Source organism: Kocuria sp. GQ42, from assembly GCF_059758435.1.
Window position 1 is genome coordinate 91898 of the sequence record NZ_JCAXEN010000004.1, and the last position, 13662, is coordinate 105559.

Here is a 13662-nt window from a genome sequence, read left to right on the forward strand (position 1 = left end):
CGCACCGACCGACCACCTTTCCCCGAGCACGAGGACTGACAGACACATGACCACCCCCACCCAGAAGCTCTCCGACGCCGGCGTCTCGATCTGGCTCGACGACCTCTCCCGCGAACGCCTGACCTCCGGCGGGCTGCAGCGGCTGATCGACGAGAAGGACGTCGTGGGCGTGACCACGAACCCGACGATCTTCGCCGCCGCACTCGCCAAGCACGACGCCTACGAGGACCAGGTCAGGCAGCTCGCCGCCGCCGGCACGGACGTGGACGAGGCCGTGCTGGCCATCACCACCGACGACGTGCGCGACGCCTGCGACCTCTTCGCCCCCATCGCCGAGGCCACCCAGGGGGAGGACGGGCGGGTGTCCATCGAGGTGGACCCGCGCCTGGCCCAGGACGCCGAGGCGACCGCGGCCATGGCCCAGCGCCTGTCCCAGACCATCGACCGCCCCAACGCGCTGATCAAGATCCCCGCCACCGAGGCGGGCCTGCCCTCGATCACCGCGACCATCGCCGAGGGGATCTCCGTCAACGTGACGCTGATCTTCTCCCTCGAGCGCTACCGCGCAGTCATCAACGCCTACCAGCTGGGCCTGGAGCAGGCGCTCGAGAACGGCAAGGACCTCTCCACCATCCACTCCGTGGCGTCCTTCTTCGTCTCCCGGGTGGACTCCGAGGTCGACAAGCGCCTGGACGCGATCGGCACCGACGAGGCCGCCGCGCTCAAGAGCAAGGCCGGTCTGGCCAACGCCCGGCTCGCCTACCAGATCTACGAGGACGCCCTGACCACCGAGCGCTGGGAGCGGCTGGCCTCGGCCGGGGCGAACCCGCAGCGCCCGCTGTGGGCCTCCACCGGGGTCAAGGACCCGTCCCTGCCGGACACCCTGTACGTGACCGGGCTGGTGGCCCCGAACACCGTGAACACCATGCCGGAGAAGACCCTGGAGGCCGCGTTCGACCACGCCGAGGTCACCGGGGACACCGTCACCGGCACCTACGCGGAGTCCAACGAGCTCCTGGACCGGATCGCCGGCGTGGGGATCTCCTACGACGAGGTCGTCGAGAAGCTCGAGGCGGAGGGTCTCACCAAGTTCGAGGACTCCTGGGCGGAGCTGCTCGACACCGTGCGCGCCGCCCTCGACAACGCCCGCTGAGCCCGTCCCGTCCTGACCCGAGCACCGTCCGTGCCGCCCCACCCGAAGGAGAACCCATGAGCTCCCTGTCCGTCCAGACCTCCGGTGCCGCCCGCGAGGCCGTCGACCGGCACGTGCCCGCGCTGGTGGGCGACAGGTTCGCCTCGAAGCTCTTCGCCCAGGACCCCACCCTGTGGGGTGCCGCGGCCGAGGACGAGTCCGCCAAGCGGCTGGGCTGGGTGGAGGCCGCCGAGGTCTCCCGCCCGCTCGTCGCCGAGATCACCGCGCTGCGCGAGGAGTTCGCGGCGGAGGGCGTGGACCGGTTCGTGCTGGCGGGCATGGGCGGGTCCTCCCTCGCCCCCGAGGTGATCACCCGGACCGCCGGGGTCGAGCTGTTCGTGCTCGACTCCACGGACCCGGAGATGGTGGGCGCGGCCCTCGCCGACCGCCTCGAGCGCACCGCGATCGTGGTCTCCTCCAAGTCCGGCTCCACCGTGGAGACCGACTCGGCGCGCCGGGTCTTCGCCCGGGCGTTCGAGGACGCGGGCATCGACGCCGCCTCGCGCATCGTGGTGGTCACCGACCCCGGCTCGCCCATGGAGGCGTCGGCGCGGGAGGCCGGCTACCGCCGGGTCTTCACCGCCGACCCGACCGTGGGCGGGCGCTTCTCGGCGCTCACCGCCTTCGGCCTGGTCCCCTCCGGTCTGGCCGGCGTGGACGTCGGGGCCCTGCTCGACGACGCCGACGAGGCCGGCGAGGTGCTGCGCGAGGACGCCGAGGACAACCCCGGCCTGCACCTGGGCGCGGCGCTCGGCGGCACGCAGCCGCTGCGCAACAAGCTCGTGTTCCGGGACCTGGGCTCCGGGATCGCCGGGTTCGCCGACTGGGCGGAGCAGCTGATCGCCGAGTCCACGGGCAAGGAGGGCAAGGGCGTGCTGCCCGTCGTCGTCGGCGCCGGTGACGCCCCGGAGGCCTCCTCGGGGGCCTCCGACGTCCTCGTCGTGGAACTCGTCGGCGTGGACGAGGAGCAGGCCCCCGAGGGCGACGTCGTGCGGGTCTCCGGCTCCCTCGGCGCCCAGCTCATGCTGTGGGAGGTCGCCACCGCGGCGGCCGGGCGGCTGCTCGGCATCAACCCGTACGACCAGCCCGACGTGGAGTCCGCCAAGAACGCCACCCGCGCCCTGCTCGAGGACGAGCCGCAGCCCACGGCCGCGGACGTCGTGGACGGGCCCGTGGAGATCCGCGGGGCGCAGGAGCTGCTCGACGGGGCGCAGACGGTCGAGGACGCGCTGGCCAAGCTGCTCGCGCAGCTGCCGGAGACCGGCTACCTGTCCGTGCAGGCGTACTTCGACCGGCTCTCGTGGGCCGAGCTGGAGAGCGTCCGCCCCGTCCTCGCCCGGGCCACCGGTCGGCCCGTGACGTTCGGCTGGGGCCCCCGGTTCCTGCACTCCACCGGCCAGTACCACAAGGGCGGACCGGCGGAGGGCGTGTACCTGCAGATCACCGCCGCCTCGGAGACGGACCTCGAGATCCCGGACAGCCCGTTCAGCTTCGGCGAGCTGATCTCGGCCCAGGCCGACGGGGACGCCCAGGTCCTCGCCGACCACGGGCGGCCCGTGCTGCGGCTGCGGCTCGCGGACCGCGCCGCCGGCGTGGCCCGGCTGCGCCAGGCCGTCGACTCCCTCGGCGGCTGACCCGGCCGGCACGACCGGACCGCTGACCTAGAATGGGAGCACGCCACGGTCGGCGCGGGAGTTCCCGCGCCGACCGTTGCGCGTGCAGGCCCCCGTGGGTGCCACGGCCCCGCAGAGACGTGAAGGAGTACCGTTGCCAGACAACAACGCCCGCAATCCCCTGCGGGACCCGAGGGACAGGCGGCTCGTCCGGGTCGCCGCCCCGTCGGCGCTCGTGCTCTTCGGCGTGACGGGAGACCTCGCGAAGAAGAAGCTGCTGCCGGCGATGTACGACCTCGTCAACCGGGGTCTGTTGCCGCCGTCCTTCGCGCTCGTCGGCTTCGGCCGCCGCGACTGGTCCCACGAGCAGTTCCGCGAGGTGGTGCGCGAGTCCGTCGAGGCGCACGCCCGCACCCCCTTCCAGGAGGACGTGTGGCGCCAGTTCGCCTCCGGCGTCCGGTTCGTGCGCGGGGAGTTCGACGAGGACAAGGCCTACGAGGCGCTCAAGTCGACCCTCAAGGAGCTCGACGTGCACTCGGGGACGCGCGGCAACCACGCGTTCTACCTCTCGATCCCGCCCAAGGCGTTCGAGACGGTCTGCCAGCAGCTCGCCGACCACGGCCTGGCCCAGCACGAGAACGCCTCCGGGTGGCGCCGCGTGGTCATCGAGAAGCCCTTCGGCCACGACCTCGAGTCCGCGCAGGAGCTCAACGCCATCGTGGAGCGGGTGTTCCCGGCGGACTCGGTGTTCCGCATCGACCACTACCTGGGCAAGGAGACGGTGCAGAACATCCTGGCGCTGCGCTTCGCGAACCAGATGTTCGAGCCCCTGTGGAACGCGCAGTTCGTGGACCACGTGCAGATCACCATGGCCGAGGACATCGGCATCGGCTCCCGCGCCGGCTACTACGACGGCGTGGGCGCGGCCCGCGACGTCATCCAGAACCACCTGCTGCAGCTGCTGGCCCTCACCGCCATGGAGGAGCCGCTGTCCTTCCAGGCCCACCACATGCGCGCCGAGAAGGCGAAGGTCCTGGCCTCCGTCGTCGTCCCCGAGGACCGGGCGGCGCACTCGGCGCTCGGCCAGTACGAAGCCGGTCTGCAGGGCGGTGAGCGCGTGCGGGCCTTCCTCGAGGAGCAGGACATCCCCGCCGACTCCCGCACCGAGACCTACGCGGCGCTGCGCCTGGACATCAACAACCGCCGGTGGGCGGGCGTGCCGTTCTACCTGCGCGCCGGCAAGCGCCTGGGCCGGCGCGTGACGGAGATCGCGGTGCAGTTCAAGAACTCCCCCAACCTGCTGTTCGGGGACAACGGCCACGAGGACCTGGGACAGAACGTCATCGTGGTCCGGATCCAGCCCGACGAGGGCGTGACCATCCGGCTGGGCTCCAAGGTGCCCGGGACCCAGTCGGAGATCCGGGACGTCACGATGGACTTCGGCTACGGCCACTCGTTCACCGAGTCCAGCCCGGAGGCCTACGAGCGTCTGATCCTCGACGTGCTGCTCGGGGAACCACCGCTGTTCCCCGACCACGAGGAGGTCGAGCTGTCCTGGCGGATCCTCGACCCCTTCGAGCAGTGCTGGTCGGAGCAGGAGATCATGCCGGAGCCGTACGCGCCCGGGTCCTGGGGACCCGCCGCCGCCGACGAGCTGCTGGCCCGCGACGGACGCGTCTGGAGGCGACCGTGATCGTTTCGATGGAGAACACCACCACCTCGGCCATCGACAAGAAGCTGAGCCAGCTGCGGGACCAGCACGGCGTCGTGACGCTCGGACGGGTCCTGACGCTCGTGATCCTCGCCCAGGCCGGGCACTCCGAGGCCGCCCTGGAGGCCGCGAACTTCGCGAGCCACGAGCACCCGTGCCGGATCCTCGTGCACGTGGCGCACTCCCAGGCGGAGAGCACCCGGCTCGACGCCCAGCTGCGCATGGGCGGTGACGCCGGCGCCTCCGAGGTCATCGTGCTGCACGGCTACGGCGAGCTCGCCGAGCCCACCGAGACCCTGTTCTCGGCGCTGCTGCTGCCGGACGCGCCGATCGTCGCCTGGTGGGCGCACACGGTGCCGCCGCCCTCGCCGCACACCTCGTCCATCGCCGGGATCGCCCACCGGCGGATCACGGACTCCGCGCGCAGCGACGACGCCTACGAGACGCTCGCCGAGCTGAGCACCCGGTACGTCCCCGGCGACACGGATCTGGCCTGGACCCGGGTGACCAACTGGCGGATCCAGCTGGCCGCGGTCCTGGACCAGGCGGAGCCCGCGCCCGTGCGCGAGGTCGTCGTGGAGGGGTGCGGCCGCTCCCCCAGCGTGGTGCTGCTCGGCACGTGGCTGGGCACCCGGCTCGACGCCGACGTGACGCTGGTCAACAGCCCCGGGCCCCGTCGCCTCGACCGGGTGACCCTCGTCCGGGACGACGGCGAGATCGTGCTCGAGCGCCCGGGCCGGTCCGTGGCGATGCTGAGGCAGCCGGGTCAGCCCGACCAGCAGATCGCCATGCCCGTGCGGGACCTCAACGCCTGCATCGCCGAGGAGCTCCGGCGCCTGGACCCCGACGAGGTCTACGGCGAGGTGGTCACCACCGGCCTGCGGGACGTGCGGATAGCCCAGATCGTGGACACCGCCGGCGAGCTCACCCCCGGCGCCGCTCGGTTCCTGGCCGAGCACGGCGGCCGCCTCCCGGACCGGGACCGGCCGGCGCGGACGACGCCCGACGACGCCCCGGCCGACGAACCGGCGGATCCGGACTCCGGTGCGGTCCCGGCCGCCGGGGCGTCCGTCCCGGCACCCGAGGCGTCCGTCCTGGCCCCCGGGGAGGAGCGCGCATGAGCGCGGAGCTGGAGACCGTCGCCCATCCGGACAAGCAGTCGCTCGCGGCGGACACCGCGGAGCGGGTCCTCGACGTGGTCGTGGCGGCGCAGGAGGAGCGCGGGGAGGCGAGCCTGGTGCTCACCGGCGGGAGCATGGGCACCGCGGTGCTCGCGGCCCTCGCCGCCTCCGCCCGCCGGGACGAGGTCGATTGGACCCGGGTCGACGTGTGGTGGTCGGACGAGCGCTTCGTGGCCGGCGACAGCGCCGAGCGCAACTGCGTCCAGGCCGTCGAGGCCGTGGGCGGAGCCCTGGATCTGAACCCGGACCGGGTGCACTACATGGGCAGCGCCGACGACTTCGACACCGCCGAGGACGCCGCCTTCGACTACCGGCGCGAGCTGGCGGCGGCCGCCGACGCGGAGCAGCGGACGGAGGCCTTCCCCCGGTTCGACCTCTCGCTGCTGGGCCTGGGCCCCGACGGCCACGTGGCCTCCCTGTTCCCGGGGCTGCCGCACGTGCACGAGCAGGACGCCACCGTGCTGGGGGTGCGGGACTCCCCCAAGCCACCGCCGGAGCGGGTGACCATGACGCTGCCGATGATCAACAGCGCGGAGCGGGTCTGGTTCCTCGTGGCCGGAGCGGACAAGGCCGGGGCGGTCGCGGCCGTCCGCGGCGGCGCCCCGCTCGAGCGCACTCCCGGGGCCGGGGTGCGCGGGACCGAGGAGACGCTGCTGCTCGTGACGGAGGACTGCCTGACCGGCTAACGATCCGGCCACGCCCGTGGACCGGCCCGGTCCGCGACCGGGACCATGGGCACACGCGCACCGTCCCGCGCGCCGCCGTCAGCCGAGGGGACACTCCGCCATGACCCACGCGCCCGGCCCCGCGCCCGTCGCCGGACCCTCCTCCGAGCCGGTCCTGCAGCTGCGGCTGCTGGGCACCTGCGCGGTCCGGTGCGGCGGGCGGAGCGTGGACCCCGGCGCCCGGCAGCTGCGGCTCCTCGCGGCTCTCGCCCTGCTCGGGCGCCGGACCCGGGGATACCTCGGCGGCCTGCTGTGGCCCGGCTGCCCCGAGGCCCGGGCCCTGGGCAGCCTGCGGGCCGCGGTCTGCGGCGTGAACCACCACCTGCCCGGCGCCCTGGTCCGCGACGGCCACGACCTCGCCCTGTCCCCGGCCCTCGCCGTGGACGTGCACGTGCTCCGGGCCCGCCTCATCGCGGTGGCGCGCACCGAGGACCCCGCCGCGCTGGGTGCCGCGGACCTCGTCGGACCGGGTGTTCCCGCGCTGCTGCCGGGATGGTACGAGGACTGGGTGCTCGCCGAGCAGGAGCAGCTGCGCGGCCTCTACGTCCACGCGGCCGAGCACGCCGCGGCGCTGTGCCTGGCCCACGGCGACCCGTCCCGGGCCGTGCGGTGGGCGGAGGCGGTGCGCGGGGCGGATCCGCTGCGGGAGAGCGCCGTGCGCCTGCTCGTGCGCTCCCATCTCGCCCTCGGCAACCAGGCCGCGGCGCTGCGGGACTTCCGCCGCTACTGCGCCGTCGCGGTCGCCGAGACGGGAGCGGGCCCCTCCGACGAACTGGTGCGGCTCGTCGGGCCCGTGGTGCGCCTGTGACGCGGTGACCGCCGGTGGAGCGGCCGGGGAGAACGCCCCGGGGAACCGATGACGCGGGAGCACCCGTCACACGGCGCTCAGGCGCGCACGGCGTGCTGGAACCGGAGCAGGTTGTCGGGGTCGTAGGCGTTCTTGGCCGCCAGCAGCCGGGCGTGGCCCTCCTCGGTCCAGGACCGGGAGGAGTCCCCCTCCCCGTCCACCGAGCCCTGGAAGTTGACCAGCGTCCGTTCCGACACGTGGCCGGCCAGGGCCGCCAGGATGCCCTCGATCGCCGCCGGCACCCGCTCGCCGCCCGGGGGCACCACGAGCCCGACGAGGCCGATCACGTAGCGACCGTCCCGGCCCGCCACGAGGTCCGCCACGCCCTCCGGGGTACGGGCCAGCGCGCCGCCCAGGAGCCGGATCTCGATGAGGGTGACGGGACAGTCCGTGCCAGGACCCGCCTGCCCCAGGAGGGCGTCGACGGCGGCGTCGTCCAGGTCGTCCAGCAGCCGGCCCGTCTCCCGGTACGGGATGGGCACCGGCGGGTCCAGGTGGATCGCGTCGACGTCCCGGTAGCTCATGGGCCCGACCGTGTCCATGACCGGGTCGGAGAGCGCGCGCATCGGCGCCAGCAGCCGCTCCCCCTCCTCGTCCCCGGCCGTGCACGCGTACCGGAGGTGGAGCACGAACCGGTCGCGCAGCGGCTCCGGGACGATGTCCATGGCCGGCAGCCGCAGCAGAGCGAGAGAGGTGGACACCGTCTCGGGGAGGTCCGCGGTCCACCGCGACCACGCGGTGAGCACCTGACGGGCGTCGTCGCCGGGATAGAAGATCCCCCCGCCGTAGAGGCCGTCGAGCGGGAGCAGCTCGAACTCCATCGCCGTCACGACGCCCAGGTTGCCCTTGCCCCCGCGCAGCAGTCCCAGGAGCTCGGGCTCGTGCGTGGCGTCCACCGTCCGGCGCCGGCCGTCGGGGGTGACCACGTCGGCGGAGCGCACGTGGTCGGCCGCGAACCCGAAGGTCCGCCCCAGGACCGGGAGACCCCCGCCGAGGGTGTAGCCGACGACGCCCACGTCCGTCGTGGAGCCGTTGAGGCCCACGAGGCCGTGGGGCACGGACGCCTCCAGCACGCTCCGCCACCGCACCCCCGCGCCCACGCGCGCGGTGCGGGCCTCCGGGTCCACCGTGCACTCCTGCAGCCGGGCCGTGCTGATGAGCAGGCCGCCCCGCATCGGGCCGTCGGCGCCGTGACCGGTGGCCTGCACCCCGACGGGCACCCGGTGGGCGGCGGCCCAGGCGACGGCGGCGGCCACGTCGTCGGCGTCCACGGCCCCCACCACCACGTCGGGACGGATGGGTGTCGCGAGGTTGTAGGCGGCGGTCTCCCGCTCGTAACCGTCGTCCTGCGGCGTGAGGACCGGTCCGGCGATCTGCCGTCCGAGCTCCTCCACGTCCGCCGGAGGAATGGTCGGGACCATGGTGTCGGCTCCTCGCGAGGTGGGCGGCTCACCGTGCCCCGGCCGGGGCACGGCACCCCGCCAACCTTCCGCCACCTGCGTGACGGCGGCGTGATCGACCCCGTCACACGGCGACATGCGGCCCCGACGCGAACGACCCCGGGTCCTCCGGCCGGCCACGGGACGTCGTGGTCGGCCGGAGGACCCGGGGTCGTTCGGGGAGCGGTCGGCTCAGACGGCCACCTCGGCGAAGCGCATGGTCAGCGCGTAGGCCGCGATGGACAGGGCCCAGACCACGGCCGTGGTGGTGGTGAGGCGGACCAGGTTCTTCTGCGCCACGCCCGAGGTGTTGAGGGACTGGGTCATGCCGCCGCCGAACATGTCGGAGAGGCCACCGCCCTTGCCCTTGTTGAGCAGGACGAGGAGAACGGCCAGGAGGCTCGTGAGCACGATGATCGCCAGGAGCACGTTCTGCAGAATTTCCACTGGGGCCTTCCCTCGGGGGTGTCCGTCGAGCAACCGCGCCCGGCGGGCGCGGACGGTCAGGGGGTCGTGATCAGTCGGTCACGAGGTGCTGCTCGAACCTGGCAATGCTAGCAAACTCCTCGGCGTCGAGGCTGGCGCCGCCGACGAGGACGCCGTCCACGTCCTTGCCCTTGAGGATCGAGCCGGCGTTGGCGGCCTTCGCGGAACCGCCGTAGAGGATGCGGGTCTTCGCGGCGGTCTCAGCGTCGTAGAGCTCGGCCAGCTCGGCGCGGATGGCGGCGGCCATCTCCTGGGCGTCCTCGGGGCCGGCGACCTCGCCGGTGCCGATCGCCCAGACGGGCTCGTAGGCCACCACGAGCTCGGCCACCCGGTCCGCCTCGAGGCCGGCGATGGAGCCGCGCAGCTGCTCGAGCGTGAAGGCGACGTGCTCGCCGGCCTGCCGGACCTCGAGGCCCTCGCCGACGCACAGCACCGGGACCAGCCCGTGGCGGTGGGCGGCGGCGATCTTGGCGTTGCACAGCTCGTCGGACTCGCCGTGGATCGTGCGGCGCTCGGAGTGGCCCACGAGCACGTAGGTGCAGCCGAGCTTGGCCAGGAACTGGCCGGAGATGTCGCCGGTGTAGGCGCCGGAGTCCTGGTCGGAGAGGTCCTGGGCGCCGTAGACGACGCGCAGGTCGTCACCGTCCACGAGGCTCTGGACGGAGCGGAGGTCGGTGAACGGCGGGAAGACGGCCACCTCGGCGCGGGAGTAGTCGTGCTTGGCGTCGTCCAGGGTCCACGCCAGCTTCTGCAGCAGGGTGATCGCCTGGGCGTGGTCCATGTTCATCTTCCAGTTGCCGGCGATCAGCGGCGTGCGGTCGAACTGACCGTTGGTCTGCGAGGTCATAGGGACTCCTGTCCGCGGCGGGTGCGCCGCTCGTCGTGCGGTTCGGCAGTGGTGCGCTGGGCGGCGGGGGCGCCCCGGGCCGTGCAGGCCCGGGGCGCCCCCGGCGCCGTGGCGGGGAGCGTGCGGGTCAGGCGCCCAGGGCCACGACCCCGGGGAGCTCCTTGCCCTCGATGAACTCGAGGGAGGCGCCGCCGCCGGTGGAGATGTGCCCGAACTGGTCGTCGGAGAACCCGAGGTTGCGCACGGCCGAGGCGGAGTCGCCGCCGCCGATGACGCTCATCGCGTCCGAGGCCACCACGGCCTCGGCGACCGCCCGGGTGCCCCCGGCGAAGGCCTCCATCTCGAACACGCCCGCGGGACCGTTCCAGAACACGGTCTTCGCGCCGCGGATCCGCTCGGCGAACAGCTTCGCGGACTCGGGGCCGATGTCCAGGCCGAGACCGGTGGAGCCGATCTCGCCGTCCTCGATGGCGTCGACGGGGCGCACCTCGTGCGCGGCGTCCGCGGCGAACTCCGCCGCGTAGACGATGTCCACGGGCAGGACGATCTCGGTGCCGGCCGCGGAGGCCTTCTCGAGGTAGTCCTTGACCGTCCCGATCTGGTCCTGCTCCAGGAGGGACCCGCCCACGGAGTGCCCCTGGGCGGCGAGGAACGTGAAGACCATGCCGCCGCCGATGAGCAGCGAGTCGGCCTTGCCGATGAGGTTCTCGATCACGGCGAGCTTGTCGGAGACCTTGGACCCGCCCATGACCACCACGAAGGGGCGCTCGGGGGCGGAGACCACCTTGGTGAGCACGTCCAGCTCCCGCTTGACGAGGTCGCCCAGGTAGGCCGGGAGCCGGTGGGCGATGTCGAACACGGAGGCGTGCTTGCGGTGGACCGCGCCGAAGGCGTCGTCCACGTAGGCCCCGTTCTCGCCCGTCAGGGCGGCGAGCTCGTCCGCGAAGGCGCCGCGCTCGGCGTCGTCCTTCGAGGTCTCGCGGGGGTCGAAGCGGACGTTCTCGATCACGAGGACCTCGCCGTCGGCCAGGGCCTCGGCCTTGGCCCGGGCGTCCTCCCCGACGACGTCGGAGGCGACCGCCACGGGGAAGTCGGCCAGCTCGGCCAGCTTCCGCGCGGCGGGCGCGATCGAGTACTTCGGGTCGACCTGTCCCTTGGGCCGGCCGAGGTGCGCCATCACGATGACGCGGGCCCCGGCGTCGGCCAGCTTCTTCAGGACCGGCAGGGACGCGCGGACGCGCCCGTCGTCGGTCACGGTGGAGCCGTCCAGGGGGACGTTGAGGTCGGAGCGGACCAGGACGCGGCGCCCGGCGACGCCGTCGGCGATCAGTTCGTCAAGTGCATGAGCCATGTCACTCACCCTACCCCGGCGGCGTCGCGCGGCGACGGGCTCAGAGCTGCGCGCCGACGTGGGAGACGACGTTGACGAGGCGGGAGGTGTAGCCCCACTCGTTGTCGTACCAGGCGATGACCTTGACCTGGTTGCCGATGACCTTCGTCAGCGGGGCGTCGAAGATCGTGGAGATGCTGTCGCCCTGGATGTCCGAGGAGACGATGGGGTCCTCGGTGTACTTGACGATGCCCTTCATGGGGCCCTCGGCGGCCTCCTTCATGGCGGCGTTGACCGACTCGACGGTGACCTCCTTCTGGGCGTCGAAGGTGAGGTCCACGACGGAGCCGGTGGGCACGGGCACGCGCACGGCGAAACCGTCCAGCTTGCCCTTGAGCTCGGGCAGCACGAGGCCGACGGCGGCGGCGGCGCCGGTGGTGGTGGGCACCATGTTGAGGGCGGCGGCGCGGGCGCGGCGCAGGTCGCTGTGCGGGCCGTCCTGCAGGTTCTGGTCCGCGGTGTAGGCGTGGATGGTGGTCATCAGACCCCGCTCGATGCCGAACGCGTCGTTGAGGACCTTCGCCATGGGCGCGAGGCAGTTCGTGGTGCAGGAGGCCGCGGAGACGATGTTCATCGACGCGGCGTCGTAGGTGTCGAGGTTGACGCCGGGCACGAACGTGCCGTCGATCTCCTTGCCGGGGGCGGACAGGACGACCTTCTTGGCGCCGCCGTCCAGGTGGGCCTTGGCCTTGGAGCCGTTGGTGAAGCGGCCGGTCGACTCGACGACGACGTCCACGCCGAGCTCGCCCCAGGGCAGCTTGGCGGGGTCGGGCTCGGCGAGGAACTTGACCTCGTGGCCGTCGACGCTCATGGTGTCGCCGTTGAGCGTCACCTCGCCGGGGAACCGGCCCATGATGGAGTCGTACTTGAAGAGGTGGACCAGGGCCTCCGGGTCCGTGAGGTCGTTCACGGCCACGACCTCGATGTTCTCGCCCTGCTCGCGCGCCGCGCGGAGGAAGTTGCGTCCGATGCGTCCGAAACCGTTGATGCCCACTCGAATGGTCACTGGGTACTCCTGTGTTGGTCGGGGTCTGGATCGTTGAACCAGGTCCCATTCTACGTGGTTATCCCTGGGTTGTCTTGGGGTCGTGAAAGATTCACCCGGCATTCATCGCCAAACCCACACAAACCCACATCGGGGGATGCGGACCCTCGGAAACCCACGCGGTACCACGGCCCTCTTCCGGCGCGGCCCCGGAGTGACCGCGCCGGCGCAGCGCCGCCGGAGCGCCCCGCTCAGGAGGGCAGGGCCTCCGCGGCGACACCGGCGTCGGTGCCGGGGAGGTTCAGCTCCTCCGCCCGGCGGTCCGCCATGGCCAGCAGCCGGCGGATCCGGCCCGCCACGGCGTCCTTGGTGAGCGGGGGGTCGGCGAGCCGGCCCAGCTCGTCGAGGCTGGCCTGCTTGTTGGACAGCCGCAGCTCCCCCGCCTGCCGCAGGTGCTCCGGGACCTCGTCGCCGAGGATCTCCAGGGCGCGCTCGACCCGGGCGCCGGCGGCCACAGCGGCCTGCGCGGAGCGGCGGAGGTTGGCGTCGTCGAAGTTGGCGAGGCGGTTGGCCGTGGCGCGCACCTCCTTGCGCATCCGCCGGTCCTCCCACTGGAGGAGCGTCTGGTGGGCGCCCATCCGGGTGAGCAGTGCGGCGATCGCGTCCCCGTCCCGCACGACCACCCGGTCCACGCCGCGCACCTCGCGGGCCTTCGCGAGGACGCCGAGCCGGCGTGCCGCGCCCACGAGCGCGAGGGCGGCCTCCGGGCCGGGGCAGGTGAACTCCATCGCGGCGGAGCGGCCGGGCTCCGTGAGGGAGCCGTGGGCCAGGAAGGCACCGCGCAGCACCGCCTCGGCGTCGGCCACGGCCCCGTTGACCACGGCGGGCGGGAGCCCGCGCACGGGGCGCCCGCGCGAGTCGAGCAGTCCCGTCTGGCGGGCGAGGGCCTCGCCGTCCTCGACGACGCGCACCACGTAGGAGCTCCCGCGCCGCAGTCCCCCGCCGGAGACGACCACGATCTCGCTGTCGTGGCCGAAAACCTCGTGGACGGCGCGGCGCACCCGGCGCGCGGTGGCGCCGAGGTCCACCTCCGCCTCGACGACGATGCGTCCCGAAATGATGTGGAGCCCGCCCGCGAAGCGCAGCAGGGCGGAGAGCTCGGCGCGGCGCTCCGAGGACCTCTTGATCTCGAGGCGGGACAGTTCTTCCTTCACCGATGACGTCAGGGCCACGCGGTTCCTTTCCT

Annotated in this window: 12 protein-coding genes; 6 read left to right on the forward strand and 6 right to left on the reverse strand. The window is 73.1% G+C overall.

Features of this window, described 5'->3' with window-relative positions; all coding sequences use genetic code 11:
- The first annotated feature begins 46 nt into the window (after positions 1–46).
- From tal to AC6CH6_RS10120, 6 genes are all read left to right on the forward strand, one after another.
- On the forward strand, positions 47–1153 hold the full coding sequence (gene tal, locus AC6CH6_RS10095) for a transaldolase (RefSeq protein ID WP_498255034.1): 1107 nt from the start codon (positions 47–49) through the stop codon (positions 1151–1153).
- Positions 1154–1209: 56 nt separating this feature from the next.
- A complete protein-coding gene (locus AC6CH6_RS10100) occupies positions 1210–2826 on the forward strand; it encodes a glucose-6-phosphate isomerase (protein WP_498255035.1) in 1617 nt (538 codons plus the stop codon).
- Between the two features lie 160 nt (positions 2827–2986).
- The gene (gene zwf / locus AC6CH6_RS10105; protein WP_133410386.1) at positions 2987–4498 is read left to right on the forward strand and encodes a glucose-6-phosphate dehydrogenase; all 1512 of its coding nucleotides are present in this window, start codon (positions 2987–2989) and stop codon (positions 4496–4498) included.
- Positions 4495–5637: a glucose-6-phosphate dehydrogenase assembly protein OpcA gene (locus tag AC6CH6_RS10110; RefSeq protein WP_498255036.1), complete on the forward strand. Its 1143-nt coding sequence runs from the start codon at positions 4495–4497 to the stop codon at positions 5635–5637. Before zwf ends, AC6CH6_RS10110 begins: the two co-directional genes overlap by 4 nt.
- A complete protein-coding gene (gene pgl, locus AC6CH6_RS10115; protein WP_498255037.1) occupies positions 5634–6383 on the forward strand; it encodes a 6-phosphogluconolactonase in 750 nt (249 codons plus the stop codon). The genes AC6CH6_RS10110 and pgl overlap by 4 nt, the downstream gene beginning before the upstream one ends.
- 100 nt (positions 6384–6483) lie before the next feature.
- Positions 6484–7230, forward strand: a complete 747-nt coding sequence (locus AC6CH6_RS10120) for an AfsR/SARP family transcriptional regulator (RefSeq protein ID WP_498255038.1) — start codon at positions 6484–6486, stop codon at positions 7228–7230.
- A 77-nt stretch (positions 7231–7307) separates the two neighbouring features.
- On the opposite strand, the gene AC6CH6_RS10125 is transcribed toward AC6CH6_RS10120, so the two are convergent.
- The 6 genes from AC6CH6_RS10125 to whiA form a co-directional block, all read right to left on the reverse strand.
- Positions 7308–8690, reverse strand: a complete 1383-nt coding sequence (locus AC6CH6_RS10125; RefSeq protein ID WP_498255039.1) for an FAD-binding oxidoreductase — start codon at positions 8688–8690, stop codon at positions 7308–7310.
- A 210-nt stretch (positions 8691–8900) separates the two neighbouring features.
- Positions 8901–9155: a preprotein translocase subunit SecG gene (secG, locus tag AC6CH6_RS10130; RefSeq protein ID WP_035923973.1), complete on the reverse strand. Its 255-nt coding sequence runs from the start codon at positions 9153–9155 to the stop codon at positions 8901–8903.
- A 70-nt stretch (positions 9156–9225) separates the two neighbouring features.
- Positions 9226–10041 carry a triose-phosphate isomerase gene (gene tpiA / locus AC6CH6_RS10135; RefSeq protein WP_498255040.1) on the reverse strand — a complete coding sequence of 272 codons (816 nt, stop codon included), beginning with the start codon at positions 10039–10041 and terminating at the stop codon, positions 9226–9228.
- 127 nt (positions 10042–10168) lie between these two features.
- Entirely contained in the window at positions 10169–11392 is a 1224-nt protein-coding gene (locus AC6CH6_RS10140) for a phosphoglycerate kinase (RefSeq protein ID WP_017832805.1), read from the reverse strand.
- Positions 11393–11432: 40 nt separating this feature from the next.
- Entirely contained in the window at positions 11433–12437 is a 1005-nt protein-coding gene (gene gap, locus AC6CH6_RS10145) for a type I glyceraldehyde-3-phosphate dehydrogenase (protein ID WP_031282661.1), read from the reverse strand.
- Between the two features lie 230 nt (positions 12438–12667).
- Positions 12668–13648, reverse strand: a complete 981-nt coding sequence (whiA, locus tag AC6CH6_RS10150; protein ID WP_498255041.1) for a DNA-binding protein WhiA — start codon at positions 13646–13648, stop codon at positions 12668–12670.
- Positions 13649–13662: the final 14 nt, after the last annotated feature.

What these genes read in the sequence shown, in the direction of transcription:
- tal (WP_498255034.1), top strand. Translation starts at nt 47, where the DNA reads ATGACCACCCCCACCCAGAAGCTCTCCGACGCCGGCGTCTCGATCTGG.
- AC6CH6_RS10100 (WP_498255035.1), top strand. Translation starts at nt 1,210, where the DNA reads ATGAGCTCCCTGTCCGTCCAGACCTCCGGTGCCGCCCGCGAGGCCGTC.
- pgl (WP_498255037.1), top strand. Translation starts at nt 5,634, where the DNA reads ATGAGCGCGGAGCTGGAGACCGTCGCCCATCCGGACAAGCAGTCGCTC.
- AC6CH6_RS10120 (WP_498255038.1), top strand. Translation starts at nt 6,484, where the DNA reads ATGACCCACGCGCCCGGCCCCGCGCCCGTCGCCGGACCCTCCTCCGAG.
- AC6CH6_RS10125 (WP_498255039.1), bottom strand. Translation starts at nt 8,690, where the DNA reads ATGGTCCCGACCATTCCTCCGGCGGACGTGGAGGAGCTCGGACGGCAG.
- tpiA (WP_498255040.1), bottom strand. Translation starts at nt 10,041, where the DNA reads ATGACCTCGCAGACCAACGGTCAGTTCGACCGCACGCCGCTGATCGCC.
- AC6CH6_RS10140 (WP_017832805.1), bottom strand. Translation starts at nt 11,392, where the DNA reads ATGGCTCATGCACTTGACGAACTGATCGCCGACGGCGTCGCCGGGCGC.